Genomic DNA, 26,494 nt, shown 5'->3' with positions numbered 1-26,494 from the left:
CCTGTTGAGCCCATGGTGCTGTCGGACCCCGACCTGGCAGCACCAGGGGCCTTCTTTTTTCCACCCGGACGCTCCTACCGGCGCCGCCGAGCCGGCGATCCCGGCACCTCCAGCGACACGACCCGCGCGAGTGCGCGCAGATCGCTCTCGATCCGCCGGAACAACTGGTACACGGCGATGAAGGCGAAGATGCCGCCCAGACACAGCGCGCGAACCGTCGCGTTGACGGCGTCGCCGGTGCTTCCGCCGACGAAGCTGAGCCCGGCGACCCCGATCAGCGGGACGGCCGCGGCGACGGCGAGGTACCGCGGCATGCCCCGGCCGAGGGCCCGGATGTTGCGGCCGTCGCTTCCGCGCAACTCGCCGTGCGACAGCAGGATCGGGCAGAGACACCGCACCGCGTAGAAGGTGAGGATGAAGAACGGGTAGGCGAGGGCGACCGCCCCGCACACGGCGAGGGACGCGAGGAGTTGCGTGTACGCGCGCAACGGGATGCCGCCGGCCGTGAGTTCCAGGGCGATCGGGTAGGCGACCCCGGCGACGACCCACAGCCCGAAGCTGACCACGACCGCCCGATGTCCGAGCGCCAGCGTCGTGGCCCGCGCCTTCTCGAGCACCTCGGAACTGTAGGTGCGGCCGTTGCGGAGACCACGCGGCACCGTCAGCGACAGCCGACACCAGTAGACGATGAGAACCGCGCCCAGCGGAAACGCGATTCCGCCGATCACGAGGTGGACGAACTCCAGATCCTGCTGCGCTTCGGCGGGCAGCGTCGCGATGATGAGCACCTTGTTGTAGTAGTAGTTGTATCCCGCAGCCAGCAGATTCGGGATGCCGACCGCGGCGAGCACGATGGGCAGCGCCCACCGCCACATCCTCGACCGGACGCTTCCCGGCGCCGGGTCGACGAGATCGCGCGCGTGCGGGTCGAGGCAGAGCGCGAACTGACGCGTCAGCTTCCGGCCACTCGACCACCGGTCGTCCCGGTCGGGCGCGAGGGACTTCACTAGGATGCGCCGCATCGCGGCCGGACAGTCCTCGGGGAGCGCGGACCGCTCGGGGTCGACGCCCCGGCGCCGCGACTCGAGAAGTACCTGCGGCGACGCGGTTCCGTCGTCGTCCGGGAACGGCCGCGCCCCGGTCAGCAGTTCCCACAGCATGACCCCCAGCGCGAAGATGTCGCTGCGGGTGTCGAGGTCGGTGGCGGTCCGGCGGGTGTCCGGGTCGATCACCTCCAACTGTTCGGGCGACATGTACGCGACGGAGCCGCCGATGAATCCGCCGGCGCCGCGATTCTCGACGCTGTCGCTCGAACTGACGTTGAAATCGGCCAGCTTCGGGATTCCTTCCAGGCCCAGCAGCACGTTCGCGGGTTTGATGTCGCGGTGCAGGACGCCGTGCGCCCGCGCGTAGTCGAGTGCGTCGGCGAGCCGCAGACCGATCCAGGCGACGGTCTCCGGCCACGACAGCGCGGCGATCTCGTCCCGCACACTCGAGTACTCGGGCCGGATCTCGCCCCGCGCCTCGAGGACGCGGTCGACCGAATCGAGCAGCAACTGTCCCGAGCGCTGCTCGGGTGGGGTCTTGCGGACCAGCCGCACCACGTCGAGGAGCGTGCCGCCGGGGACGTACTCCATGAACAGCACCCGCAGGCGGCGATCCTCCAGCACCCGCTGGTCGTACACGCGGACGATGTACGGGTGGTCGAGCTGCGCGAGGGTCTGCGGTTCGTTGCCGATGTTGCGGGAGATCTTCAGCGCCACCCACCGCTGCATCGACCGCTGCCGGGCGAGGAACACCCGCGCGAACGCGCCGTGGCCCAGTTCCATCATCAGATCGAAATCGTCGAGGCGGCCGCCGACGTCGAAGTCGTCGTCCGGGCCGAGTGTCGCGCTCGCCGAGCGCCGGTCCATGCGCCGGTCGTCTTCGAGCAGGGTCTCGAACCGGTCCGCTTGCTGCGGGTACTCGGCGACGTACTCCTCGGGGTCGACGTCGGCGCCGCTCCGACTGCGGACCCGGTACTCCAGGTAGACGAGTTCCGGCGGCAGCGGTTCGGCCAGCAATTCCGGGAATTCGAGGCAGTACTCGGGGATGCGTTTCGGGCAGCCCGACCGCAGCCACCGGTACTCGAGGTCGACCTTGATCAACTCGATCAGCGCCGCCCGCCGGATCGCGGCGGTGTCGGGCAGGTACTCGGTGAGTTCGGCCGGCGAACCCGACGATTCCCAATCTGCGACGAGGCGTTCGACGCCACTGTCGACGACGAACACCGGTTCGGCGCCCGACGTCGTCGACGGCGGCAGCTGAGTTTCCTCGCCCAGTTCGGTGGGCGGCCCAGTCGCGACCGTCGAATCACTCGGCGGGCGCTCGGTCATGGCGGTTCGATTCCGGGGGTGCAGAGTCCAGGCAGTGCAGGGCGTGCACTTGCCAGGGTATTCCCGACGGCGCGTCGAGGGGTGCGGAAAGGCGGTGCCGTCACGCGCTTCGCAGCGACATCTCCGGCGGTTCCGGTGCCTGCGGGTACGTCACGACCGAGGTGAGGTTCGGCCGATGCCGGGTGCGCCGGGTGACCATCCGGATCGCCGAGGCGAGGACCGGGAAATACACGAGCACGTAGATGTTCTGCAGCAGAAACGCGACCGGCCACGACGGAGGGAACAGGAACAGTCCGACGACGGCGAAGTCCGGGCTCCACCAGTACGGCCACGCCGCCGTCGACGCGAACAGTGCGGCGAACGCGAACCACCACCGCCCGGTGTCCGTGACCGCCCGTTGCATCAGGTAGACCATCAGCGGCACCAGCCACACCCAGTGATGGCTCCAAGAGAACGGCGACACCACGGCGGCGGTGAGCCCGCCGAGCACCACCGACAGCAACCGCTCGCCGCGTTCGTACAGGCGCACCGACACGACGAGGCCGGCGACGGCGACGGCTCCCGCGAGGATCAGCCACAGCCACGGCGGTGCCTGCCCGTCCGTGAGCCGGGTCAGTGTTCCCCGCAACGATTGATTGGACGGATGCGCGTCGTCGGCGATGCGGGTGGAGTCGAAGAACGTGCTGGTCCAGTACCGGCGGGAGTCGTCGGGCACGATCACCCAGGCGAACGCCACCGTGCCCGCGAAGACGGACGTCGCGACCGCGGCCGCCCGCCACTGGCGCAGGGCGAGGAGCTGGACGACGAAGAAGCCGGGGGTCAGTTTGACGGCCGCGCCCAGCCCGATCCCCACCCCGCGCAGCACGCTGCGCTCCGGCCGGGAGAAGTCCCAGAGCACCCACAGCATCAGCACCAGATTGACCTGGCCGTAGAACAGCGTCGTCCGCACCGGTTCGACGAAGGTGCAGGTCACCGTCGTCAGCGCGGTGACCAGCAGCAGGTACGGGGTGATCCGGTACCCGAGGATGCGCCAGCACAGGAGGATGCAGCCCGCCAGCACACCCAGATTGAACGCCATCCACAGGTTGTCGACGTACGCGCCGGGTATGCGTTCGAGCGGCACGAACGCGATCGCGGAGAACGGCGTGTAGGTGTAGAGCAACCCCAGCGCGACGGGTCCGCTGTACAACGGCAAGCCGTGCAGCACCCGCCAGCCACCGTCGCGGTAGACGTGCAGATCGGCGCCGCCGGCGAACAGCCCGACCTTCGGCGTCCACGGGTCGACGGTGCCGAGCAGCGCCACGACGGCCAGCGTCGCGCACACCGCGAGCGCCACCACGACCACCGGGCGGCGAGGAAAGACGCGTGATTCCATCTGCGCCCCCTCGGTGTGCGGACGTGTGCCGACGGGTTCGACGCTAACGGCGCCCGCGAGATGACCAGTGCGGCGACAGGCGGGTCGTCCGGATTCGTTACCGATCCGTACCGGCACCGAGATGCCGCGGGCGCCGTCGCCGGCCGGGCCTACGCCGCGGACACCGTGTCGCGCAGGGCCCGGTACGCATACTCGGCTCGGTCGCCGACCGCCCACCCGGTGTGAGCGAGGACCGGGGCCTCCACGGAGAAGACGGTGCCGGCGGGAAGGGCACCGACCAAGTCGTGCAACGGGAGTTCACCCTCGCCGGGCAGCAGCCGGTCGGTGCGCGCTTCGGTGATCAGTCCGGCGTGATCGGCCGGCGCCTCTTTCGGGGCGTCGCACAGCTGAGCGTACGACAACCAGTGGTCGGGAACTGCCCGGACCTCGTCGGCAGTGCTACCGGTCCGAGCCAGGTGCAGCGCGTCCACGACCAGCACCGCCGCGGGACTGGCAGCGTGCGTCAGCACGGCGGTGGCGTCGCCGAGGGTTCGGATCCGACTGAACGCCATGAACTCCAGCGCCAGGGACACCCCTCGTTGTTCCGCCTCACGGCACATGTGTGCGAAGGTATCGGCTTGCCGGGTGGGCTCCGGGTCGCTGCCGTTCACCAGCACATAGCTCGCACGCAGCGTCGACGCCGCGTCGAGGACCCGCAGAGCGACCTCCACGTCGTCTGTGCCGGTGATTCGCAGGACCTCGACGTCCAGGATCTCGATGCCCAGATCGTCGGCACGGCGGCGAGTCTCGCGCACCATCGGGCCGTTGTCGAGCATCGGCCATTGAGTGTCGGTGGCGGCCGCCCTCGCCCGGATTCCCACACAGTCGAAGCCGGCGTCGGCGGCCGCGGCCACCAGGTCCGGTGGTGAGGCGTCGACGGCAGTGAGCGGCGAGAGTGACAGCAGTGGTCTGTCGGTCATGGCCGGATCGCGTCCCCTTCTGCCGGGGCCAGCACGGCCGCGAGGTGCTCGATCGCGAACTTGTACCCGGAGATCCCGGCACCGGCGATGACGGCATTCGCGATCGGCGAGACGAAGGAGCGATGACGGAACTCCTCGCGGGCGTGAATGTTGCTGATGTGCACCTCGACGATCGGGATCTCCGGGACCACCAGCGCGTCGCGAAGGGCCACGGACGTATGGGTCCACGCGCCGGGGTTGATCACGATTGCGTGTGCGGATCCCCGGGCCTGATGGATGCGGTCGATCACGGCGCCTTCGTGATTCGACTGGAAGAACGTCAATTCGACGTTCAGGGGCTCGGCGGTCCGCTCGCACAGTATGCGGACGTCGTCGAGGGTGTGGTGACCGTAGTGTTCGGGCTGCCTCGTCCCGAGCATGTTGAGGTTCGGTCCGTTGGCGACCAGGAAGGTCGGTGAATGCATCGTGTCGTCCTCGCCTGATGGAGTGAAAACTGTTGCGGTGCAGTTACTGCAGTCCGGCGAGAGCGCCCGAGGTGAGTGCGACGGGTTGCCCGGTCCGGGAGGATTCGTAGATGGCGAGGACGATCTCGAGCGCGCGACGCGCGTCGCGTCCGGAGACCGCGGGCGCGCGGTCCTCGACGATGGCGTGGACGAAGTCCTCGATCTGCATCTGATGGAACGGTGCGAGACCGACATGGATCTGCGAGAGCGGCGGATCCGATTCGATGTCCGTCGAGTGCATCTGCAGGTACTCCTCCTCGCCCTCGACGGTCCAGATGTCGTTGACCGCCGGCATCCCCTCGGGAAATTCCGTCAGGCTCACGGTGCGCCCGTTGCGTCCACCGACCACGATCTGGGTGCCCAGACCGGGTGTGAAAGTCGTGCCGGCGGTGATGGTGGCGAGTCCGCCGGACGAGAACTTCACGGTGGCTGCGACCGTGTCCTCCACCTCGATGTAATCGCCGTGCACCAGGGTGTCGATATGACCACTCACCTCGACGGCGTCGCCCATGAACCACTGCAGCAGGTCGATGTAATGAATGGCCTGAGTCATCAGCACCCCGCCACCGTCGGTGTCCCAGCGGCCGCGCCACGGGTCGGAGGTGTAGTAGTCGCGGTCGCGGCCAAGGCGTACGGTGCAGGTGGCGACGACGGGCGCGCCGCCGAGCGCGCCGGCATCGATGGCGGCTCGGATGCGCTGAGCGGCAGGCCAGAATCGGCGCTGGAACAGCACGCCGAATTTCACCTCCGCGGCGGCTGTCGCCTCGACCATGCGGTCGGCTTCGTCGAGCGTGATCGCGATCGGCTTCTCGCACAGCACGTGCAGTCCGTGTTCGGCGGCCGCGAGGACGATTGCTTCGTGGGTCGGGTGCGGAGTGCAGATGGTGACGGCGTCCAGGCCGCTGCCGAGCAGAGCCTCGAGGTCGCCGTAGGCGTGGGCTATTCCGTGTGCGGCAGCGAAGGATTCGGCTCTGTCCTGGTCGGTGTCACTGCAGGCGACCAGTTCCACCTCGGGCATGGCGTGCAGAGCCTTGGCGTGGTTGATGGCGATCTTGCCGCAGCCGACGATTCCGATTTTCAAGCGTGTGGTGGTCATGGGTTCTTCCTTGTCGTCGTAAACGTGTGAAGGATTGGTGGCGACGTGTCAGGTGATGGGCTTGCCGAGCTGCGCGAGCGGTGTCTTGTACGTCTCCCGCGCGGTGGAGGCCGCCGCTGCCGAGATGAGGCACGCCACGGCCACCAGGACGGCAACGGGGATCCAGTTCGTTCGGCTGTCGCCGACGATGGTCCATGCGATGGTGGGGGCGAAACCGGCTAAGGCGAAACCGATCTGGGTGCCGAGCGCCATGCCGGAGAATCGCACCTTCGTGTTGAACATCTCCGCGTAGAACGAGGGGAAGATGGCATTCGGTGCGCTGTAGCAGATTCCGGTGAAGACGATCGCGCCGGCAAAGATGAGTACCACGTTCGCGGTGGAGATCGCCCAGAAGTAGAGGAAGATCGACAGCGCGAGACCGACGACGCCGCTGATGAACACCGGCTTGCGGCCGATCCGGTCGGCGAGGACGGCCAGCGAGGGCTGCATGAACAACGCGACGACGTTGGCGACGACGGCCGCCCAGAGCATGGTCGGGCGACTGATGCCGACCTCGGCGCTGGTCGCGAACGCGAGTCCGAAGACCGCGAAGATGGTGCCGCCGACCGACTGGAACGCGCACAGAATCACTCGCAGCACATCGGTGGCGTGGGTGCGCAGAAGTGTCGCGACAGGAAAGCGTTCGAGTTCGCCGTTGTCGCGATTCTCGGTGAAGACCTCCGGCTCCTCCAGCTTGCGCCGCGCGATGTAGGCCGCGAGGACGACGACGGCGCTGGCGAGGAAGGGGATCCGCCATCCCCAGCTGAGAAGCTGGTCTTCGGGCAGGGTGGCGACGGAGAGGAACACCAGCGTGGCAAGGATGAAGCCGGCCTGCGTGCCGGTGAGGGTCCAGCTGGTGAAGAAGGCCCGCCGGTGTTCCGGGGAGTGCTCGAGGGTCAGTGAATTGGCTCCGGACTGCTCGCCGGCTGCCGAGATTCCCTGACACACGCGGAGGCAGACGAGGAGGATCGGCGCCCAGATTCCGATGTGCTTGTACTCGGGCAGGCAGCCGATGAGAAACGTTGCCGTGCCCATCAATCCGAGCGTGAACAGCATGATCTTCTTACGTCCGACGCGGTCTCCGAGATGCCCCAGCAGGACCGCTCCGATGGGCCGGGCGATGTACGCGACGCCGAACGTTGCCAGCGACAACAGGGTTCCGGTGGCCGCGCTGGACGAGGGGAAGAAGACCTTGCCGAAGACCAGGGCGGCCGCGGAGGCGTAGATGTAGAACTCGTAGTACTCGAGCATGCTGCCGAGAAAGGCGGCGGTGGCTGCTCGTTTGACCTTCTGCAGGTCTGTCCGAGGACCGGTGCCCGTGGCATCGATAGTCGTCGTCATTCGGTCTCTCCTCTGTGCGTGCATGACACCGCCCGACTGGCGTTCGTATGGCGAACGGAAGTTCGTCCTGCGCAGGTCCTGAATCTAGCGCACTGAATGTGACGGGCGCAATAGCTTTGTACCTCACGGACCAAAAAGTGTCCAGTGGGTACAAAGACCGCGACAAACCGCTCCTATCAGGAGCGGAAGGTGCGTGGAGGGGCTTGTGTGCCGTCAGATGCAGACGTACCGGACCGCGACGTCACCGATGACGGTGCGCAAGTGCGATCGGAGCTCGTCCGCGGCGAGATCGCGCTGGAACAGCGCGTCGAAGGTGTACTGGTTGGAGATGCGGAACAGGGACACGCTGTTGATGAGCATGTGGACGTCGATAGCCTCGACGTCCTGGCGGAACACGCCGGCCGCCTGACCGCGGCACAATACGTCCTCGAGCACGGCCAGTACGGGCATCCCGAGTCCGGCTACCTCGTCGGACCGCCGAATGTACTTGCCTTTCATCATGTTTTCTCCGCTGACGAGGCGGACGTAGGCACGATGAGTGTCGTGGTGGTCGAACGTCAACTGCGCGATCAACCTCAGCGCATCGACCGGTTCGGCGTGTTCGAGGTCTACCTTGTGTTCGAGTTCGCGAATGAGTTTGTAGTTGCGCTCGAGTACGGCGGTGTACAGGCCTTCCTTGCCGCCGAAGTAGTAATAGATCATGCGTTTGGTGGTCTGCGTCTTCTCGGCGATCTCGTTGACGCTGGCGCCGGACAGGCCCTTCTCGGCGAACTCTGCGGTCGCGACTTCCAGGATGTCGGCCTGGACAAGTGCCGGATTGCGGCGCGTTCTCGCGGGCGAGACGCGGCTGTGCGGGCGATCGCGGATCGCCTCTTCGTGTTCGTCGGGCGACGCTGTCATCGGTGGACCACGGCCCAAGCTTATCCGAGCGCGTTCGCGGCTCGTGGATCCCCGGGGCCAGGCCTTGACGGAGTGCAGGGCCGGTGCAACACTGAACTCGATGGTTCAGTATTCGGCTCTCGACGCTACGTTCGCCGCACTGGCAGACCCCACGCGACGTGGGATCCTCCGCCGGCTCGGTGACGGCGCCTGCTCGATCAGCGACCTCGCCGAACTCTTCGAGATGACCCTCACCGGCATCAAGAAGCACGTGCGACTGCTCGAGGAGGCCGGGATGGTCGTGACCGAGAAACGTGGCCGGGTGCGGTACTGCATGCTGGGGACCAATGCCCTCGAGCGTGAGGTGGCCTGGATCCGCGACTACCAGCTGTCGCTCGAAGGGCGCCTGGACCGTCTGGACGAATTCCTCAATCGAACGGAAGGCACGTCATGAGCACTTCGCAGACTCCCACGACCGCGACCGTCTCGACGCCGACGGACCGGGAGATCCACGTCGAACGCATCTTCAACGCTCCCCGCGATCGCGTGTGGGCCGCGTTCACGAGACCGGAACTGCTCGCCCAGTGGTGGGGTCGCGGAAACGAACTCGACGTCGAACGCTGGGAATTCGAACGCGGCGGACACTGGCGCTTCGTCGAACACGCGGGCGGCGAGACCCACGGTTTCGAGGGCAGATTCCGGGAGATCACCCCGGAAGAGCGCCTGGTGTACACATTCGAGTGGGACGGCATGCCGGGCCACGTCATCGTCGAGAACAACACCTACACCGACCTCGGTGACGGACGCACCAAGCTGTCCGTCGTCAGCCAGTTCCACACCCCCGAAGAACGCGACGGCATGCTGCAGACCGGCATGGAGGGCGGCATGAACGAGAGCTACGCGGCTCTGGATGCGGTTCTGGCGCAGACGAGCTGGTGATCGGTGCCCTCGGGCAATCATCGTTGCGTTTATTTCGTTTGTTCCGTATATTGCGTTTAGGAGGTGCGGTGGTGTCAGGAGCGCATGAGCAGCCCAGCGTTGTCGAGCAGGAGCAGGCCCGACAGGCGCTCAAGTTGCTTCGTGACGTCGATCCCACGGGGGAGACCGTTGATATCACCGTCGCCGGAACCTCGGAGTCGGTTCACCTTCCTCGTGCCGCCCTCGACCTGATTCGCGACGTGCTGGCGAACATGGCCGCAGGGCGGGGTGTAACGGTCGTCCCGGCGCACGCGGAGCTGACCACGCAGCAGGCTGCGCAGATGCTCAACGTCTCGCGCCCGCATGTGATCAAGCTTCTCGACGAGGGGCGCATCGAGTATCGGATGGTCGGACGACATCGGCGGATCCGCGCTACGTCTCTGCTCGCCTATCAGCGGTCGCAGTTGGGAAGTTCCCGCACCGCGGCGGACGAGTTGGCGGCTCTGTCGGAAGACCTCGGACTGTACTGACGTGACGTTCACCGTACGACGCGAATGTGCTGTACCCGAATGTGTTGCGTGATGTTCTCATCCGGCTTGCGCAGACCGGCCTGGTGCATGCCCGGTGGACGGACCGGATCCTGGACGAGATGTTCGAGAACTTGGGTGAGGATCGCCCGGATATCCCGGCAGCGGCGTTGGCGAAGCTGCGGGAATTGATGAACAGAGCGGTACCGGACTGCCTGGTCACCGGGTACGAGAGGCTCATTCCTGCCCTCACTCTGCCGGACGAGGATGACCGGCATGTGCTGGCTGCGGCCATTAGATCGGGCGCTCAGGTCATAGTCACAGCAAACCTGCGCGACTTCCCCGACTCCGAGTTGGCGCAGTTCGGCATCGAAGCCAAGCATCCGGACGAGTTCGTGATGGATCTGTTCCACCTCGACGGGGTGCGGGTCCATCAGGCTGTCAGCGCGACAGCAGCGGCGTGGCGCAATCCGCCGGGAACTCCCGCTGATGTGTGTGACCGCCTCGTGGCGGCGGGGCTTCCCATCTCGGCTGCAGCCTCCGGCGCTGACGCTGAATAATTGGGATCAACGTCGATCACGCTGCGTGTGCAGCCCGCGCAGAGTTCGCCGACTATTCGACGAGCACGCAGCGCGCTCCGCTGAAGATGGTGGGCATGCATTTGTTGCAATGGATGCACAGCGACCGGGTGCCGGATTCGGACCGGATGCGGTTCACCAGGTCGGGTTCGCGGAGCAGTGCCCGGGCCATGGCGACGAATTCGAAGCCCTCGGCCATGGCGGTGTCCATGCCCGCCCGATCGGTGACTCCGCCGAGCAAGACGAGCGGCAGCGTCACCGCCGCGCGGATCTGGCGTGCGTGCTCGAGCATGAACAGGTCGCGGTACGGGTAGGCGTGGATCATCGACTTCCCGGCCAACTGGACGCCGAGGCGGACCGGCTGCGGCATGGCGGCCGCGAACTCCCGTACCGGCGCGTCGCCCTTGAACAGGTACATCGGGTTGAGAAGTGAACTGCCCATAGTGAGTTCGAGGGCGTCGACACTGCCGTCCTGCTCCAGCAGTCCGGCCACCTGGATGGCCTCGTCGAGCCAGAACCCGCCGGGGACGCCGTCGTCCATGTTCAGCTTGGCGAGAATCGCGACCCGGCCGCCGACGGCGTCGCGCACGGTCCGGGCGACGTCGCGCACCACCCGGGCCCGGTTCTCGAGCGATCCGCCGTAGGAATCTTTGCGACGGTTCAGTTTCGGACTGAGAAACGAACTGGCGAAGTAGTTGTGGCCGAAGTGGATCTCGACTGCGTCGAAGCCGGACTCGACCGCCAGCCGTGCCGCGGTGCCGTGGGCGGCGGCGATCCTGCTGATGTCGGCGGCCGTGGCGCTGCGGATCATCCGCATGCTCAGCGGATTGAATGATCGCGAGGGCGCGAGCGCGGGTAGTCCGGTGGACTTCTCGTTGGCGACGGGTCCGGCGTGACCGAGTTGGGCGGACGCGGCCGCACCCTCGGCGTGGATGGCGTCGGTGAGTCTGCGCAGCCCGGGCACGGCGTCCGGGCGCATCCACAACTGCCCGCGTTCGGTGCGGCCCTCGGGGGCGACGGCGCAATAGGCCACCGTCGACATCCCGACCCCGCCGGCCGCGGGCCGGCGGTGGAACTCGACCAGTTCGTCGGTGACCAGGGCGTCGGGGGTGCGGCCCTCGAACGTGGCCGATTTGATGATCCGGTTGCGTAACGTGATGGGGCCCAGCGTGGCCGGGGCGAAAACGTCTGGAGGTGTGGTCATTCCCGCCCCTTCGTCGTGTGCAGTCGACGGTAGGCCGCGGGGACGTTCGGCGACCGGGAGGTGTCCGCTGAGCGGGACACCACCGCACTCTCGCGGACGACCCCTCGACGTCCGTGAGCGTGCGGCGGTGGCCTCTCAGCTGACGGTCTCGGGCAGCTTCTCCGGTGCTTCACCGCTGGTCGCGCCGCGTTGCCTGCGCCCGAGCGCCCAGCATGCGAGCGTGATCGCACACGTGAACGCCAATGTCGCGAACAGCTGGTTGCGTGCCGCGTCGTCGAACAACGCCAGCACCGCGATCGCGGCCAGCAGCGCGAGAGCGACGTACGACAGGTACGGGAAACCCCACATCTTCAGCGGCAGATCCGTCCGGCCCGACTTCTCGGCGCGCCGCCGCAGCACGATCTGCGAGACAGTGACGAACGTCCACAACACCAGGATCGTCGAACCGACCGCGTTGAGCAGCAGCGGGAGAACACGATCCGGCGCCAGGTAGTTGAGGACGACGGTGACGAAGCCGAACGCCACCGACGCCAGCACCGCCACGCGGGGGACGCCGTTGCCCGACACCCGGCCGAACACCTTCGCGGCCGCCCCGCGTTCGGACAGCGAGTAGATCATGCGGGAACCGCTGAACAGCATGGCGTTCAGCGACGACAGCAGCGCGATGACCACGACGACGGTCATGACGGCGCCGGCGCCCGGCACGTGCGCGGCGTTCAGGACCGCGACGAACGGACCCGTCGCGAGTTCGTCTGCGGTCCACGGCAGCACCGTCACCATGATGAGGACGGAACCGATGTAGAACACCAGGATCCGCCACACGATGGACCGCACCGCCCGGCTCACGTTGCGCCGGGGCTCCGACGTCTCGGCGGCCGCGATGGCCATCACTTCGGTGCCGCCGAATGCGAAGACCACGATCAGCAGGCCGGCGGCGATGCCGGTGACGCCGGTCGGGGCGAAACCGCCGTGGCCGGTGAGGTTCGACAGACCGGGCGCGTCGAAGCTGGGGATCCAGCCGAGGATCATCGCGGAACCGACCGCCAGGAACGCGACGATCGCCACGATCTTCAGTGCGGCGAACCAGAATTCGAACTCACCGAAGCGGGAAACGCCCGCGAGGTTCACGGCGGTCAGCACACTCATGTACGCCAGGGCGGCTACCCATTGCGGCACCGCCGGCAGGGAGGCGGCAGTGATCGCCGCCGCCGCGGTCGCTTCCGCGGCGACCACGATGACGACCTGCACCCAGTAGAGCCAGCCGATGGTCCGGCCGGCGATCGGGCCCATCGCCTTCTCGGCGTGGACGGAGAACGCACCGCTGTCCGGGTCGGCGGCCACCATCTCGCCCATCATCCGCATGACGAGGACGACGAGGAATCCGGCGATGAGGAAGGAGACGAGCACGGCGGGCCCGGCGACGGCGATGCCCGCACCGGAGCCGACGAACAGTCCGGCGCCGATCGCGCCGCCCAGACTCATCATCACCAGCTGCCGTGGTTTCATCGCCTGCTGCAGGCGCGTGGTGGAGGCCGGTGGGTCGTGAACTGTGTTCATGGGGTCTCCCGTGCCGTCAGACGAGCTGATCGAGTGCGATCTCGAACGCGGTACCGGCGATTCCGGTCGGCTGCGACGAACGGGCGAAGCAGCGCTCGAGCGCCGTCGCCACGGTGGCGGAGACGTCGCCGAAGATCGCCTCGTCCGACACCTCGATGTCGCCCTCCATCAGCAGCGCGAACGCCCGGGCCATGCCGCAGTTGGCGATGAAGTCGGGGACGACGGCGACGCTCTTGTCGGCGTACTCGTAGGTGGGGCCGTAGAAGATCTCGTCGTCCGCGAACGGCACGTTGGCGCCGCTCGCCACCACCTCGAGGCCACCGGCGATCAACCGGTCCACCTGGTCACGTGTCACGAGACGTGATGCGGCGCAGGGGAGGAAGATCTCGGCGCCCGAACTCCAGATCGCTTCATTGATCTCCTCGAACGGCACCATGCCTGCTGCGCGGAGTTCGTTGCCCTCCTTGGCCAGGAACAGCGCCCGGATCTGCTCGAAGTCGTAGCCGTCGGTGTTCGACAGCCCACCGTTGCGGTCGAGTATGCCGACGATCCGGGCCCCGGACTGCGCCAGGTAGTACGCGGCGGCGGCACCGACGTTGCCCCAGCCCTGCATGATCACGCGCTTGCCGGCCAGTTCGCCGCCGTAGACCCGGTAGTAGTGCCGCACCGATTCGGCGACACCCCAGCCGGTGATCAGGTCGGACACCGTGTACTTCGCCTGCGGATCGGGGGTGAACCGCGCATCCTCGACGACCTTCGCGACACCCAGTCGAAGCTGTCCGACCCGCTGCACCCGCTCACGATCGCTGGCCGCGAAGTGCCCGTTGACGACGCCCTCCTGCGGGTGCCACAGGCCGTAGCTCTCGGTGATCGGCACGACCTCGGCCATCTCGTCGACGTTCAGGTCGCCGCCGGTGCCGTAGTACGCCTTGAGGAGCGGGGTGACGGCCTTGAACCAGCGCCGCAGCACCTCGTCCTTGCGCGGGTCGGTCGGGTCGAAGTCGATGCCCGACTTCGCGCCGCCGATGGCCGGGCCCGAGACGGTGAACTTGACCTCCATGGTCTTCGCGAGTGACTCCACCTCGCGCCGATCGAGACCGCGGCGCATCCGGGTTCCGCCGCCGGCAGCGCCGCCACGCAGCGAGTTGATCACCGTCCATCCGCGTGCGGAGGTCTCCGTGTCGTGCCACTCGAAGACGATCTCGGGGGCCTTCTCTTCGAATCGGGTGAGCAGATTCTTCATGGCTTCTCTCGGTTTCTCGACTGCCGGGGCTTGGGGGGCGATCCGGTCGGAATCCGGCCGGTACCCGCGCTGTTACGGCGATCACTGTGGTGGGCACCACTCGTGCGCCGCAACCGGCTGTGCAGCAGATAGCCACGATGAACATCACCGAGAAAGAAGTTCGTCGATTTTCTATTCAGTTTGTGCAGCAGAAGCGGTGATCGCGTTGCTAATCCGCGTCTGCGGGCGCGGCGCGGTAGGCCGGTGCCTTCGCCGGACGCGGTCGGTCGAGCGTCCGCAGGAGAGGCATCGACCGGTAGGGGACGATCACCGACAACACCATCACGCTGGTGGATCGGGCGACGACGCTCGACTTGTTCAGATCGATGAGCGTCTGCTGCAGCCCGAGGTGGGAGCCGGCGGCGATGCGGCACAGGATGTCGCCGGAACCGGTGGTCGCGAAGGCCTCGAGCACCCCGGGGATGGACTCGAGCTCCGACGTCACCGAGTCGAGTGCGCCCTGCGCCGTCTCCAGCGTGACGAACGCCTGCACGTCGAACCCCGCGGCGGCGATATCGAGGCGCGGCTCGTACCCGGCGATCACGCCCGACTCCTCCAGTTTGCGGACCCGCGCCTGAACGGTGGCCCGCGCGACCTTGATCCGGCGCGACAGCTCCAGCACGCCGGCCTTCGGGTCGTCGTGCATGGCGTCGAGGAGGGCGAAGTCGAGCTCGTCCAACTGCACTGCGTCCTTCATGGCCAGACCTCTCCGAACGAATTCAACTAGTCCGACTGTATAAGAAATCCGTCCTCGAGGCGCCCGAAAGTGGCACCGCGGCTAGCTTCTGCTGGCTCGGTTGCCTATGTGGCCGGTCTGGGTTTTCGTAGTGACCCACACAACAGGCCAAGCCCTCCGTCCCCGAAACAGGAAGACAGCGATGACGATCGAGCAGACTCTCACCGACAAGGAACGCCTGGCAGGTCTCGACCTCGGCCAGCTCGAACAGCTGGTCGGGCTCGTCGAATACGACGGCACCCGCGACCCGTTCCCGGTCAGCGGCTGGGACGCCGTCGTCTGGGTGGTCGGCAACGCCACCCAGACCGCCCACTACTTCCAGTCCGCGTTCGGGATGACCCTCGTCGCCTACTCCGGACCCACCACCGGCAACCGCGACCACCACAGCTTCGTCCTCGAATCCGGCGCCGTCCGCTTCGTCATCAACGGCGCCGTCGACCCCCAGAGCCCGATGATCGAGCACCACCGCACCCACGGCGACGGCGTCGTCGACATCGCCCTCGCCGTCCCCGACGTCGACAAGTGCATCGCCCACGCCCGCGCCCAGGGCGCCACCGTCCTGGACGAACCCCACGACGTGACCGACGAGCACGGCACCGTCCGGATCGCCGCGATCGCCACCTACGGCGACACCCGCCACACCCTCGTCGACCGCAGCAACTACACCGGCCCCTACCTGCCCGGCTACCAGCCGCGCACCTCGTCGCACACCAAACGCGACGGCGCCCCCACACGCCTGTTCCAGGCCCTCGACCACGTCGTCGGCAACGTCGAACTCGGCAAGATGGACCACTGGGTCGACTTCTACAACCGGGTCATGGGCTTTACGAACATGGCCGAATTCGTCGGCGAGGACATCGCCACCGACTACTCCGCCCTGATGAGCAAGGTGGTCTCCAACGGCAACCACCGCGTCAAGTTCCCCCTCAACGAACCCGCCATCGCCAAGAAACGCTCCCAGATCGACGAATACCTCGACTTCTACGGCGGGCCCGGCGCCCAGCACCTGGCCCTGGCCACCAATGACATCCTCACCGCGGTGGACCAGTTGACCGCCGAGGGTGTCGAGTTCCTGGCCACCCCCGACTCCTACTACCAGGATCCCGAACTGCGGGCCCGGATCGGCAACGTCCGCGCCCCGATCGAGGAGTTGCGCAAACGCGGCATCCTCGTCGACCGCGACGAAGACGGCTACCTGCTGCAGATCTTCACCAAACCCCTCGTCGACCGGCCCACCGTGTTCTTCGAACTCATCGAACGCCACGGCTCCCTCGGATTCGGCATCGGCAACTTCAAAGCCCTCTTCGAAGCCATCGAACGCGAACAAGCCGCCCGCGGAAACTTCTGAGCGAGAGCCGATGAGCGGGTGCGGCGACTTTCCCGCGGGATCGGTGCCGTCGCGAATACGATGACGCCATGAGCCCTACCGAGGCAGTGGTGGCCGGGGCCGGGCCGACCGGTCTCACGCTCGCTCTGGAACTGGCGCGGCGTGGCGTCGAAGTGCGGATCCTCGACAAGTCTCCCGAGCCGTTCGCGGGTTCGCGCGGAAAGGGATTGACCGCCCGCAGTCAGGAAGTGATGGACGATCTCGGTATCGTCGACGAGGTCGTCGAGGCCGGGTTCCGGCACCTTCCCAACCGGGTCGCGGTGCGCGGCCGGGTGGTGGGCGACAGCGACCCGAACGCAGACCTGAGCCCCACACCCGACCGGCCCTACGAGAGCGGGTTGATGATCCCGCAGTGGCGGACCGAGCAGATTCTGCGAGAGCGTCTCTCCGAGTTCGGTATCGACGTGGAGCGCGGCGTCGAGGTGGTGGGTTTCGAGCAGACCACCGACAAGGTGACCGTCCGGCTCGCCGGGGGCGGGACCGTCATGGCGCGTTACCTCGTCGGGTGCGACGGCGGGCGTAGCACGGTGCGCAAGGCGCTCGGGGTGTCGTTCGAGGGGACGGGCGGCATCGAGGGCATGCTCCTCGGCGACGTGTCCGTCGACGGCCTGACCCCCGATCACTGGTACCAGTGGTCGCACCCCGAGAAGGGATTCGTCGCGCTGTGCCCGTTCCGTGGAATCAACTCCTGGCAGTTCCAGGGAGTGCCGTTCGCGGACTTCGACGAGGAGGGGAACCTGCCCGAACCGTCGCTGGAGTACTTCCAGCGAGTGCTCGACGACATCGCCTGCGATCCCGGCGTGCGACTGTCCGCACCGACGTGGCTGTCCACCTGGCATGTGAACGTGCGGATGGTGGACCGCTTCCGAGACGGCCGGGTGTTCCTCGCCGGCGACGCCGCGCACGTTCATCCGCCCGCCGGTGGGCTCGGGATGAACACCGGGATCCAGGACGCCTACAACCTCGGCTGGAAACTCGCGCTCGTCCTGGCCGGGTCCGCGGATCCGTCGCTCCTCGACACGTATCAGGAGGAGCGGTTGCCGCTCGCCCGCTGGACGCTCGGGGTGAGCAGCGCGGGGCTGCAGAAGGTGACCGACAACCTCGGACGCGAGGACTCATCGGGGTTCGCCGGCGCGGCGACCGAGGACGGCCAGCAACTCGGGCTGGGCTACCCGTGGAGTTCGCTGTCCCGGGACGGGGACGTGACGACGGGCGTCCGCGCGGGTGACCGCGCACCCGACGCGCCGTGCCTGAGCCCGGACGGCACCCCGCTGCGACTGTTCGACGTCTTCCGCGGCACGCACTTCACGGTTCTCGGGTTCGACGGCGGGCCCCGGCACGCCCTGCAGACCCTGGCCGAAGACGCGCCCGACGACGTGAAATACGTGGTGGTGGGTGATTCCCGCGGCCCCGGCGTGGACGTCGTCGACGACCGCGGTTTCGCGCGTAGCGCCTACGGGGCACACGGTGGCACGCTGGTGGTGGTGCGCCCCGACGGTTACGTCGCGCTCACCGCCCCGGCCACCGCGACCGACGACGTCATCGACTACCTCGGCTGCCTGGTGGGGAGATCGTGACGGAAGGCTGAACGATGCGTCCCAAGGACGAGGAACTCGACTACGACGAGGCCGACCTCGAGGTCGGGCACCCGAAGGATCATGCGGCCGGGCCGACCGCTGTCGCGGTGTCGATGAAACGTGCGCTCGAGCAGATGGGTGTGGTCCGCACGGCCGAGACGTTGCTGCGGCTGAACCAGGCCGAGGGCTTCGACTGCATGAGTTGCGCCTGGCCCGACCCCGACCCGGGTCACCGCCACGCCGCGGAGTTCTGCGAGAACGGCGCCAAGGCGGTGGCCGAGGAGGCGACGCGGGTCCGGGCGACACCCGAATTCTTCGCCCGCCACAGTATCGCCGAACTCGACTGCCACAGCGAGCACTGGCTGGGGCAGCAGGGCCGGATCACGCATCCGATGGTGAAGCGGCCCGGCGGAATCCACTACGAGCCCATCGAATGGGACGAGGCCTTCACGCTGATCGGCGAGCAGTTGAACGCCCTGGACAGCCCGGACGAGGCGATCTTCTACACGTCCGGCCGGGCGTCGAACGAGGCCGCGTTCGCGTACCAGCTGTTCGTCCGCGCGTTCGGGACGAACAATCTGCCCGACTGTTCCAACATGTGCCACGAATCGACCAGTATCGCGCTGCAGGAGTCGATCGGCATCGGAAAGGCCAGCGTCACGATGGACGACGTCTATCAGGCGAAACTCATTGTCCTGCAGGGGCAGAATCCGGGAACCAACCATCCGCGGATGCTGTCGGCGCTGGAGAAGGCCAAGCAGAACGGAGCGAAGATCCTGTCGATCAACCCGCTGCGCGAGGCGGGGCTCGTCAACTTCAAGAATCCGCAGACGCCCCGCGGCATGGTCGGTCCCGGCACCGACCTGTCCGACCTGCATCTGCCCATCGCGCTGAACGGCGACCTCGCCCTGCTCCAGGCGTTCGGCTCACTGCTCGTCGAATGGGATGCCCTCGACCACGACTTCATCGACCGGTACACGATCGGATTCGAGCTGTGGAAGCAGCACGTCACCGACATCGACTGGGACGTCGTCACCCGCACGACCGGGCTGTCGCGGGAACAGATCACCGACGCCGCCCGGATGCTGCGGGATTCCGACGCCACCGTGTTCTGCTGGGCGATGGGGCTCACCCAGCACCACAACTCGGTGTCGATCATCAAGGAAGTCACCAATATCGCGCTCGCGCAGGGCAACATCGGGAAACCCGGCGCAGGGCTGTTCCCGGTGCGCGGGCACTCGAACGTGCAGGGCGACCGCACGATGGGGATCTGGGAGCGCCCGCCGCGGCATTTCCTGGACGCGCTCGCGAAGGAGTTCGACTTCGAGCCGCCCCGCGAGAACGGCTACGACACCGTCGATTCCATCCGGGCCATGCGCGACGGCAAGGCGCACTTCTTCCTCGGGCTGGGCGGCAACTTCGTCCAGGCCGCTCCGGACACCGAGGTCACCGCCGCCGCCCTGCGCAAGACCCGGATGACGGTCCACGTCTCGACGAAGATCAACCGATCGCATCTCGTATGCGGTGACACGGCCCTGATCCTGCCGACGCGGGGACGCACCGAGCAGGACGTCCAGGCCGGCGGGCCGCAGTTCATCTCCGTCGAGGATTCGGTGTGCTCGGTTCATGCCTCCCGTGGTCCGCTGAAACCCGCGAGCCCCCAACTCGATTCGGAGGTGGGTATCGTCACCCGCATCGCCGAGGCCACGCTCGGCGACCGCTACGGCATCGAGTGGAAGAAGATGCGGGACGACTACGCGAACATCCGCCTGCACATCTCGCGGGTGGTGCCCGGATGCGAAGGGTACGAGGTGAACGTCCGCAAGCCGGGCGGGTTCGTTCTGCCGCACCCGCCGCGCGACTCCCGGACGTTCCCCACCCACTCGGGGCGCGCCCAGTTCGCGGTGTCCCCGATCGACGTGCTGCAGGTGCCCCCGCGGCACGTGATCCTGCAGACCATCCGCAGCCACGACCAGTTCAACACCACGATCTACGGGCTCAGCGATCGGTACCGCGGCATCGAGGGCGGGCGCCGCGTGATCTTCCTGCACCACGACGACATCGCGGCCCTCGGCTTCGACGACGGCGACATGGTCGACCTCTTCACCCACTGGGACGGCGACGACCGCGTCCGCTGCGCCCACGACTTCCGGATCGTCGAATACGACACACCCCGCGGGTCGGCCGCCGCCTACTATCCGGAGACCAATCCGCTGGTGCCGCTCGATTCCACGGCGACCGGCAGCAACTGTCCCACGTCGAAGTCCGTCGTCGTCTCCCTGGAACACGCGGGCAAGTACAGCGCCGAATGCCCACCGGAGGCGAGCCAGGACGCGGTCGGATCGGACCAGGTCCACAAGTCGCACCCCCAGCCGGAGCACCTCTCCTGACGTGAGCGGCAAATCCTGACGTGAGTGGCAAAGCGTGCCCCGACACGCTTTCCCACTCACCTGCGCAGGTGAGTGGCAACGTGTGCCGGGGCACGCATCGCCACTCACGTACGGAGGGACTGCTCAGCCGCGGTCGCGGTCACGCAGGTAGGCGGCCAACGGCGCGTGGCGTTGTATGCGTGACAGGGCGATTCGCCGCGCCACCGCCCACATCAGCGCCGAGATGACGACGGCGAGGACGACGCACAGCGCGAAGTCCGCGGTACCCATCCGCGAGTGCACATCGGCCGGACGGACGAGGCGCCACAGCACGACCGGGACGACGGCGATCGCCGCCGAGAACGCGGGGAACACCCCGTACGGCACCACCAGCAGGATCAGCCACCGGACGACGACGGTGCGCCACCGGGCACGTTGTTCCCATCGCCACCGCAGCGACCGCTGGTGGTACGGAAAATAGACCCCGACGAGACTCGACCCGGCGAGTGCGCCGAACGGGCACAGCGCCACCGCGACCACCACCACAGCGGTGAACAGCCAGTCCTGCTCGGCGAAGCCGACGACGATCGCGATGGTCGCGCAGATCGGGGCGATCAGCATCCACAGCGCCACCGCCTTGGCGCCGAGCATCGCACCCAGCGCGTCCCGGTCGTCGAGTGCGGCGAGAACCCGCTCACTGTCCGGCGCCAGCACGTTTGTGGCGGTGACGTCGGCGTACATCCAGCCGGCCAGGGCGAGCGCGAAACCGGACGGCCCGGTCCACTCGAACAACCAGCTCCGGGGCAGCAGGAACCAGGCCCCGATCATCAGGACGGCATTGAACGCAACGGTCGTCAGGGTGTCTGCCGGGTTGCGCCAGATTCTGATCCACTCCGCGCGAAGAGCGGCCATGACATTCAGCGTAAAGCGTCGGGCCGGCCGTCGGACCCGTGTCGGCAGGATCCCGGACGATCGGGACGCCGGTCCCTTCCACCTGGGACATCGGGTCGGCGACAGTGGTGCGATCCGAGAGAAAGGCCTGTCGTGACCATCGACGACGAGGAGGCAGCCGGGGCCGCGATCCTGATGGACACCCTCCCCGACCGCCACCGGACCGTACTGCGACTCCGGCTCGCACACCGACTCCCGGCCGTCGAGGTCGCGCGCATCCTCGGGACGAACGTCGACGCCGTACTCCTCCTCCAGCACGCGGCGCTCAACCACCTCCGGGGGCAACTCGCGGCGGGGGAGAGACACGACGTCGAGACTCCGGCGGACGGGCGCTACTGAGCGACCGCACCCAAGGTGGTTCGAGTCTCACTCGACCCAGTTCGTGACCCCCGCCACTTGATTTTAAAGATTATACATAATAGTTTTGCGCGACAAGTGGCGGAAGGGACGTGACTGTGGCGCAGAGACGTGAGGTACCCGTTCGGCGGGAATCCCCCAAGAGCGTGAAGAAGGTCGGAGCTGCGGTCATCGTCGGAACCTCGCTGGAGTGGTTCGACTTCTACCTGTACGCATCGATGGCGGCGCTCGTGTTCGGCAAGGTGTTCTTCCCGTCGGCGAATTCGTCGGCGAGCACCCTCGCGGCGTTCTCCACGTTCGCGGTCGGATTCCTGGCCCGGCCCTTCGGGGGCATCCTCTTCGGAATCCTGGGTGACCGCATCGGGCGCAAGGCGGTGCTGTCGATCAGCCTGCTGATCATGGGAATCGCGTCCGGGCTCATCGGACTCGTGCCGTCGTATGCCGCGATCGGTGTGGCGGCACCGGCGCTGCTGATCATTCTGCGGATCCTGCAGGGCTTCGGCGCGAGTGCCGAACTGGGCAGCGCAATCACGGTGGCGTACGAGCATGCCGACGAGACGACCAGGGGCCGGAACGGCGCCTACCCGGTGATGGGCGCCCAGATCGGCCTGCTGGCGGCGTCGCTCGCAGTCGCCGCGGTCACCAGCCTCGACGACGAAGCCCTGTACACCTGGGGATGGCGGGTGCCGTTCGTCGCGAGTTTCGCGATCGTGATCGTGGGTTACTGGATTCGCCGCGCGATGCCCGAGTCGGAGGAATTCGAGAAGGTGGCGACCGAGGCGCGGCAACGCAAAGGTCTCCAGGTTCTGCGTGACCTGGTGCGCGGCAACTGGCGGGGCCTGGTCGTCGTTGCGGCCGTGTACGGCGGATACTCCGCCCTCTCGTACACCTTCAAGACGTTCTCGCTGTCCTACCTCGCGGAATTCCAGGGGGTGGCGAAGAACGTCGGCGCCCTCGGGGTGACGTTCGCGAGCATCGCGGCGATCGCCGCGTGTCCGCTCCTCGGGCGGCTGTCCGACTGCGTGGACACCCGCAGGGTCATGATCGGCGGCGGGTTGTTCGATCAGTCCCGTCGGCTGACACGTGACGCGAACGTACGGGCGGAGCCCCTCGACATGGCTCACCAGGAAGCACAGCGAACGTAGGCCACCGAGGGAGTAGAAAATGCGCAACTCGTCGAGCAGGCAGGACGGTGTCGCGGTGCAGGATGCGGTCGCCGAGATCACCAATGACGTGGGCGTGCTGCTGGACCGCGGTCTCGGCGGTCCGGAGCTGACGGGCGCACACTCGGACCGGCAGGTGCTGGGTCGGCTGTGGGACCTCGTGACCGCGGAGATGCTGCGCGTGATCGGTGATCGCGGCTCGTCGCCGGACGTTCTCACATCCCTCACGGAGATGCTCGGCCGCATACGCGAGGCGGAGGCGGCGGTGGCGCGGCGGGGGAGGGCCGGCCCCGCAGAAGTACTTGCCATGGTGCAGTCGGCGTTGGCGCGGGTCGGCGACGCGCAGACCGTCGACGCGCTGCTCGCACGGGCTCCCGAGGCGGTGTGCAGCCTCGGTTTCGACCGTGCGCTGCTGTCGACGGTGGACGGGTCGTGGCGGTTGCATTCGATGCATGTGGTCCGGGATCCGCGCTGGGCGGAGGAGATCGTCGCGGTGGGCAGGGAGAATCCGCCGGTGCTCGACCGCACGCTCGTCGAGAACGACACGGTGACCGGTGCTCGTGCAACGCTCGTCCACGAGGTGCAGGACAACCCGCGCGTCAACCGTCCACTCGCCGAGATCACCAGATCCTCGTCGTACGGCATTGCGCCGCTGGTGGTCGGCGGCGACGTCGTCGGCCTGGTTCACGGCGACTGCTATCACCAGAGGCGCAACCTCACCGGCGTCGATCGGGCGCTGTTGTCGACGTTCGCCGAGGGGATGAGCCAGAACCTGGCGAGAGTCACTGTGCTCGAGGGGCTTACGGCCGTGCGTACGCAGTTGGACGGGCTCGGACGCTGGAACAAGGCCACCGGACCGGGGGTGGCGAAGTCCGTGGCGCTCGGACGCGACGACGATTCCGTCCTCACTCGTCGTGAGGTGCAGATCGTCCGGCTCATGGCGGACGGTGACTCCAACGGCAGGATCGCCCGCAGGCTGGTCATCTCCGAGGGAACCGTCAAAACCCACATCACTCGGATCCTGCGCAAACTGGGCGCATCCAATCGGGCCGAGGCCGTGTCGATCTGGCTGCGCAACGTCGACGTCACGCGCACTGCACCGCAAGGCTGACGCCAGCCGAAGGTCGTACGAAACTACGACCTTCGTCAGATGTTCCCGCACCCTCCGTGCGGAAGAGTGACTCACGACACACACGAGTGACGCGGACGCACTGCGCACGTCACCGAAGCACACAGCACGGAGGCCGAGATATGACGAAGAGTGAGCGGGCAGCCGACTGGATAGTCGGCATCGACGTCGGGGGCACCTTCACCGATATCATTGCGCTCAACCGTAAGACGGGTGAGACCCGAGACGGCAAGGTGCTGTCGACCCTCCAGCAGGAGGAGGGGGTGCTGCTGAGCATCGAGGCGATCGGCGTCGAGATCCCGGACGTCGCCGAGATCGTGCACGGGCACACGGTGGGTATCAACGCCCTGCTCAGCCGGACCGGCGAGCGGACCGGCCTGATCGCGACCCGCGGTCACCGGGATCTGCTCGACATCGGCCGCATGCACCGCGAGTTCGGTGACCGGTTCTACGATCCCACCTGGCTGCGACCGCACCAGGAACGCCCGATCGTGCAGCGCGAGTCGCGCTTCGGGATCCCGGAGCGACTGCGGTACGACGGTTCCGAGTTGTTGCCGTTGGACGAGAACGCCGTTCGCGAGGCCGCACGTGCTCTCGCGGGCCAGGGCGCGAAGTCGGTGGCCGTATGCCTGATGAACTCGTACACCAATCCGGAGCACGAGCGGCGAGCAGCCGAGATCGTCGCAGAAGAGTTGCCGGACGCCTACATTCAGACGTCCGCGCTCTACCCGGTGACCAAGGAGCACGAGCGCACCACGACCGTCGCCCTCGACGCGTACGTGGGCCCGGCGGTGGTCGGCTACCTTGACCGTCTGATGAACGAGCTGTCCGAGCGCAATTACGCCGGGACGCTGTGGATCATGATGATGAACGGCGGTGTGGCGACGTTCGCCGACGCGGGCCGGGCGCCGGTGTTCCAGCTGGTCTCAGGTCCGGTCGGCGGCGTGAGCGGCAGCGTCAAACTCGCCAACGAGAGCGGCTCACCGAACCTGCTCACCATCGACGTCGGCGGCACGAGCACCGACGTGGCGGCGATCGTGCACGGCAAGACGCCGCTCACCGATCTGTGGACACTGGAAACCGGCCTCACACTGACGATGCCGCTCGTCGACGTCGAGAGTGTCGGCTCCGGCGCCGGCAGCCTGATCCGGCCCAACACGCTCGGCAACGTGGCGGTCGGTCCGGCATCGGCCGGATCGAATCCCGGACCGGTGTGTTACCAGCGCGGCGGTGTCGAACCCACCCTCACCGACGCGTGCGCGGCGCTCGGGATCCTGCAGCCGGACCTGTTCGCCAATGGCTCCATCCGGCTCGACGTCGACGCGTCGCTCGACGCGCTCCGCAAGACCGGGGAGCAGTGGGGCATGACGGCCCTCGAACTCGCGTCGGCCGCCTACGAGGTGGCCTGCGAGGACATCGCCGCGAAGGTCCGCACGATCTCGGTCTACCGGGGGCTCGACGTCCGCGAGTTCGCCCTGCAGCCCTCCGGTTCGGCCGGCCCGATGCTCGCCGACCGCGTCGGGCAGATCCTCGGCCTGGACAAGGTGATCGTGCCGCGCAACCCGGGCCAGTTCTCGGCCCTGGGACTGCTGCGCAGCGACCTGATGGTCACCCGGGCGCAGTCGATCATGACTCCGCTCGCACCGGAGAGTGCCGAGGCGATCGAGGCCGCGTTCGTCGCGTTGCAGGACCGGATCCGCGGCGAACTCGCCGGCCAGGGTGCCGACGTGGATCGAATCCGCTTCGAGCGGGCCGTTTTCGCGATGTACCGCGGCCAGACGTGGGACAACCGCATGCCCATCCACGCAGATGCGCTCACCGCCGACACCGTGACCGGTCTGGTGCCGCAGTTCCACGACTTCTACCGGGAATCATACGGTTTCGCGGCGACGGAGATCCCTGTGGTGATCTCGACGGTCGAGGTGACGGCGATCATCCCACGCGAGCAGCACAAGTCCGATCTCACCCCGGACGACGGGGAAGCGTTCCTCCGCACGGCGGAGATCACGCTGCCGGGAACGACCGAGCAGGTCGAGGTCGCGATCCACGTCCGGGAGCGCCTCGAACCGTTCGAGCGGGTGCAGGGCCCGGCCCTCGTCGCCGAGAAATTCGCGACCACCCTCGTCCTTCCGGGCCGGACGGCCTACGTGGACGGCGACCTGAATCTCATCATCGAGCCGCAGAGCTGAGGA

23 protein-coding genes are annotated in these 26,494 nt (G+C 67.3%); 11 read left to right on the top strand and 12 right to left on the bottom strand.

The annotated features are described in order from the left end of the window. Window positions 1–74 precede the first annotated feature (74 nt). The 7 genes from I1A62_RS23725 to I1A62_RS23695 form a co-directional block, all read right to left on the bottom strand. Window positions 75–2,375 carry a serine/threonine-protein kinase gene (locus tag I1A62_RS23725; protein ID WP_219460248.1) on the bottom strand — a complete coding sequence of 767 codons (2,301 nt, stop codon included), beginning with the start codon at window positions 2,373–2,375 and terminating at the stop codon, window positions 75–77. A gap of 100 nt (window positions 2,376–2,475) precedes the next feature. Further along, window positions 2,476–3,750 carry a glycosyltransferase 87 family protein gene (locus I1A62_RS23720; RefSeq protein ID WP_219460245.1) on the bottom strand — a complete coding sequence of 425 codons (1,275 nt, stop codon included), beginning with the start codon at window positions 3,748–3,750 and terminating at the stop codon, window positions 2,476–2,478. A gap of 149 nt (window positions 3,751–3,899) precedes the next feature. Beyond that, window positions 3,900–4,709, bottom strand: a complete 810-nt coding sequence (locus tag I1A62_RS23715) for a sugar phosphate isomerase/epimerase (RefSeq protein WP_219460242.1) — start codon at window positions 4,707–4,709, stop codon at window positions 3,900–3,902. Continuing rightward, entirely contained in the window at window positions 4,706–5,173 is a 468-nt protein-coding gene (gene aroQ, locus I1A62_RS23710) for a type II 3-dehydroquinate dehydratase (RefSeq protein ID WP_219460239.1), read from the bottom strand. The genes I1A62_RS23715 and aroQ overlap by 4 nt, the downstream gene beginning before the upstream one ends. Window positions 5,174–5,216: 43 nt before the next feature. Then, complete coding sequence (locus I1A62_RS23705) at window positions 5,217–6,308, bottom strand: Gfo/Idh/MocA family protein (RefSeq protein ID WP_124391402.1); 1,092 nt, start codon at window positions 6,306–6,308, stop codon at window positions 5,217–5,219. A gap of 48 nt (window positions 6,309–6,356) precedes the next feature. Then, window positions 6,357–7,688, bottom strand: a complete 1,332-nt coding sequence (locus I1A62_RS23700; protein ID WP_219460236.1) for an MFS transporter — start codon at window positions 7,686–7,688, stop codon at window positions 6,357–6,359. A gap of 213 nt (window positions 7,689–7,901) precedes the next feature. Then, window positions 7,902–8,588 (bottom strand): TetR/AcrR family transcriptional regulator, encoded by a 687-nt coding sequence (locus tag I1A62_RS23695; RefSeq protein WP_219460235.1) that lies wholly within the window; start codon window positions 8,586–8,588, stop codon window positions 7,902–7,904. A 100-nt stretch (window positions 8,589–8,688) separates the two neighbouring features. Here I1A62_RS23695 and I1A62_RS23690 point away from each other — a divergent pair, with 100 nt between their 5' ends. The 4 genes from I1A62_RS23690 to I1A62_RS23675 all read left to right on the top strand — a co-directional run bounded on the left by I1A62_RS23690 (window position 8,689) and on the right by I1A62_RS23675 (window position 10,572). Beyond that, window positions 8,689–9,021, top strand: coding sequence for a helix-turn-helix transcriptional regulator (locus I1A62_RS23690; RefSeq protein ID WP_072944441.1), 333 nt, complete (start codon window positions 8,689–8,691; stop codon window positions 9,019–9,021). Next, a complete protein-coding gene (locus tag I1A62_RS23685) occupies window positions 9,018–9,506 on the top strand; it encodes an SRPBCC family protein (RefSeq protein ID WP_219460232.1) in 489 nt (162 codons plus the stop codon). Before I1A62_RS23690 ends, I1A62_RS23685 begins: the two co-directional genes overlap by 4 nt. Window positions 9,507–9,577: 71 nt before the next feature. After that, a complete protein-coding gene (locus I1A62_RS23680; RefSeq protein WP_124391397.1) occupies window positions 9,578–10,015 on the top strand; it encodes a helix-turn-helix domain-containing protein in 438 nt (145 codons plus the stop codon). Between the two features lie 26 nt (window positions 10,016–10,041). Beyond that, on the top strand, window positions 10,042–10,572 hold the full coding sequence (locus I1A62_RS23675; protein WP_219460230.1) for a PIN domain-containing protein: 531 nt from the start codon (window positions 10,042–10,044) through the stop codon (window positions 10,570–10,572). 52 nt (window positions 10,573–10,624) lie between these two features. On the opposite strand, the gene I1A62_RS23670 is transcribed toward I1A62_RS23675, so the two are convergent. The 4 genes from I1A62_RS23670 to I1A62_RS23655 all read right to left on the bottom strand — a co-directional run bounded on the left by I1A62_RS23670 (window position 10,625) and on the right by I1A62_RS23655 (window position 15,330). Further along, window positions 10,625–11,794 (bottom strand): NADH:flavin oxidoreductase, encoded by a 1,170-nt coding sequence (locus I1A62_RS23670; protein WP_219460227.1) that lies wholly within the window; start codon window positions 11,792–11,794, stop codon window positions 10,625–10,627. Window positions 11,795–11,929: 135 nt separating this feature from the next. Continuing rightward, window positions 11,930–13,351: an amino acid permease gene (locus I1A62_RS23665; protein ID WP_219460224.1), complete on the bottom strand. Its 1,422-nt coding sequence runs from the start codon at window positions 13,349–13,351 to the stop codon at window positions 11,930–11,932. A gap of 16 nt (window positions 13,352–13,367) precedes the next feature. Then, a complete protein-coding gene (locus I1A62_RS23660; protein WP_095868784.1) occupies window positions 13,368–14,594 on the bottom strand; it encodes a Glu/Leu/Phe/Val dehydrogenase dimerization domain-containing protein in 1,227 nt (408 codons plus the stop codon). 208 nt (window positions 14,595–14,802) lie between these two features. Beyond that, window positions 14,803–15,330, bottom strand: a complete 528-nt coding sequence (locus tag I1A62_RS23655) for an Lrp/AsnC family transcriptional regulator (protein WP_219460220.1) — start codon at window positions 15,328–15,330, stop codon at window positions 14,803–14,805. Window positions 15,331–15,511: 181 nt separating this feature from the next. Here I1A62_RS23655 and hppD point away from each other — a divergent pair, with 181 nt between their 5' ends. The 3 genes from hppD to I1A62_RS23640 all read left to right on the top strand — a co-directional run bounded on the left by hppD (window position 15,512) and on the right by I1A62_RS23640 (window position 20,723). Beyond that, a complete protein-coding gene (hppD, locus tag I1A62_RS23650) occupies window positions 15,512–16,717 on the top strand; it encodes a 4-hydroxyphenylpyruvate dioxygenase (RefSeq protein ID WP_219460217.1) in 1,206 nt (401 codons plus the stop codon). A gap of 68 nt (window positions 16,718–16,785) precedes the next feature. Further along, the gene (locus I1A62_RS23645; protein WP_219460214.1) at window positions 16,786–18,333 is read left to right on the top strand and encodes an FAD-dependent oxidoreductase; all 1,548 of its coding nucleotides are present in this window, start codon (window positions 16,786–16,788) and stop codon (window positions 18,331–18,333) included. 14 nt (window positions 18,334–18,347) lie between these two features. Next, a complete protein-coding gene (locus I1A62_RS23640; protein ID WP_219460210.1) occupies window positions 18,348–20,723 on the top strand; it encodes an FdhF/YdeP family oxidoreductase in 2,376 nt (791 codons plus the stop codon). A 123-nt stretch (window positions 20,724–20,846) separates the two neighbouring features. Here the strand turns inward: I1A62_RS23640 and I1A62_RS23635 are convergent, their stop codons facing one another. After that, window positions 20,847–21,614 carry a hypothetical protein gene (locus I1A62_RS23635; protein WP_219460208.1) on the bottom strand — a complete coding sequence of 256 codons (768 nt, stop codon included), beginning with the start codon at window positions 21,612–21,614 and terminating at the stop codon, window positions 20,847–20,849. Window positions 21,615–21,746: 132 nt separating this feature from the next. On the opposite strand from I1A62_RS23635, the gene I1A62_RS23630 reads away from it, so the two are divergent. The 4 genes from I1A62_RS23630 to I1A62_RS23615 all read left to right on the top strand — a co-directional run bounded on the left by I1A62_RS23630 (window position 21,747) and on the right by I1A62_RS23615 (window position 26,491). Next, window positions 21,747–21,992 (top strand): sigma factor-like helix-turn-helix DNA-binding protein, encoded by a 246-nt coding sequence (locus I1A62_RS23630; RefSeq protein WP_219460206.1) that lies wholly within the window; start codon window positions 21,747–21,749, stop codon window positions 21,990–21,992. Window positions 21,993–22,102: 110 nt separating this feature from the next. Continuing rightward, complete coding sequence (locus tag I1A62_RS23625; RefSeq protein WP_257890888.1) at window positions 22,103–23,155, top strand: MFS transporter; 1,053 nt, start codon at window positions 22,103–22,105, stop codon at window positions 23,153–23,155. A 19-nt stretch (window positions 23,156–23,174) separates the two neighbouring features. Next, the gene (locus I1A62_RS23620; protein ID WP_219460205.1) at window positions 23,175–24,284 is read left to right on the top strand and encodes a response regulator transcription factor; all 1,110 of its coding nucleotides are present in this window, start codon (window positions 23,175–23,177) and stop codon (window positions 24,282–24,284) included. A gap of 140 nt (window positions 24,285–24,424) precedes the next feature. Next, window positions 24,425–26,491, top strand: a complete 2,067-nt coding sequence (locus I1A62_RS23615) for a hydantoinase/oxoprolinase family protein (protein ID WP_219460201.1) — start codon at window positions 24,425–24,427, stop codon at window positions 26,489–26,491. Window positions 26,492–26,494 lie beyond the last annotated feature (3 nt).

Source organism: Rhodococcus sp. USK10 (genome assembly GCF_019378875.1).
Taxonomy (GTDB): Bacteria; Actinomycetota; Actinomycetes; order Mycobacteriales; family Mycobacteriaceae; genus Rhodococcus_F; species Rhodococcus_F pseudokoreensis.
The sequence above is the reverse complement of the archived record's forward strand: the minus strand, read 5'-3'. Positions and strand labels throughout refer to the sequence as shown.

Coding starts and splice junctions, on each gene's coding strand:
- I1A62_RS23725 (WP_219460248.1), bottom strand. CDS start 2,375: ATGACCGAGCGCCCGCCGAGTGATTCGACGGTCGCGACTGGGCCGCCC.
- I1A62_RS23720 (WP_219460245.1), bottom strand. CDS start 3,750: ATGGAATCACGCGTCTTTCCTCGCCGCCCGGTGGTCGTGGTGGCGCTC.
- I1A62_RS23715 (WP_219460242.1), bottom strand. CDS start 4,709: ATGACCGACAGACCACTGCTGTCACTCTCGCCGCTCACTGCCGTCGAC.
- aroQ (WP_219460239.1), bottom strand. CDS start 5,173: ATGCATTCACCGACCTTCCTGGTCGCCAACGGACCGAACCTCAACATG.
- I1A62_RS23705 (WP_124391402.1), bottom strand. CDS start 6,308: ATGACCACCACACGCTTGAAAATCGGAATCGTCGGCTGCGGCAAGATC.
- I1A62_RS23700 (WP_219460236.1), bottom strand. CDS start 7,688: ATGACGACGACTATCGATGCCACGGGCACCGGTCCTCGGACAGACCTG.
- I1A62_RS23695 (WP_219460235.1), bottom strand. CDS start 8,588: ATGACAGCGTCGCCCGACGAACACGAAGAGGCGATCCGCGATCGCCCG.
- I1A62_RS23690 (WP_072944441.1), top strand. CDS start 8,689: ATGGTTCAGTATTCGGCTCTCGACGCTACGTTCGCCGCACTGGCAGAC.
- I1A62_RS23685 (WP_219460232.1), top strand. CDS start 9,018: ATGAGCACTTCGCAGACTCCCACGACCGCGACCGTCTCGACGCCGACG.
- I1A62_RS23670 (WP_219460227.1), bottom strand. CDS start 11,794: ATGACCACACCTCCAGACGTTTTCGCCCCGGCCACGCTGGGCCCCATC.
- I1A62_RS23665 (WP_219460224.1), bottom strand. CDS start 13,351: ATGAACACAGTTCACGACCCACCGGCCTCCACCACGCGCCTGCAGCAG.
- I1A62_RS23660 (WP_095868784.1), bottom strand. CDS start 14,594: ATGAAGAATCTGCTCACCCGATTCGAAGAGAAGGCCCCCGAGATCGTC.
- I1A62_RS23655 (WP_219460220.1), bottom strand. CDS start 15,330: ATGAAGGACGCAGTGCAGTTGGACGAGCTCGACTTCGCCCTCCTCGAC.
- hppD (WP_219460217.1), top strand. CDS start 15,512: ATGACGATCGAGCAGACTCTCACCGACAAGGAACGCCTGGCAGGTCTC.
- I1A62_RS23645 (WP_219460214.1), top strand. CDS start 16,786: ATGAGCCCTACCGAGGCAGTGGTGGCCGGGGCCGGGCCGACCGGTCTC.
- I1A62_RS23640 (WP_219460210.1), top strand. CDS start 18,348: ATGCGTCCCAAGGACGAGGAACTCGACTACGACGAGGCCGACCTCGAG.
- I1A62_RS23635 (WP_219460208.1), bottom strand. CDS start 21,614: ATGGCCGCTCTTCGCGCGGAGTGGATCAGAATCTGGCGCAACCCGGCA.
- I1A62_RS23620 (WP_219460205.1), top strand. CDS start 23,175: ATGCGCAACTCGTCGAGCAGGCAGGACGGTGTCGCGGTGCAGGATGCG.
- I1A62_RS23615 (WP_219460201.1), top strand. CDS start 24,425: ATGACGAAGAGTGAGCGGGCAGCCGACTGGATAGTCGGCATCGACGTC.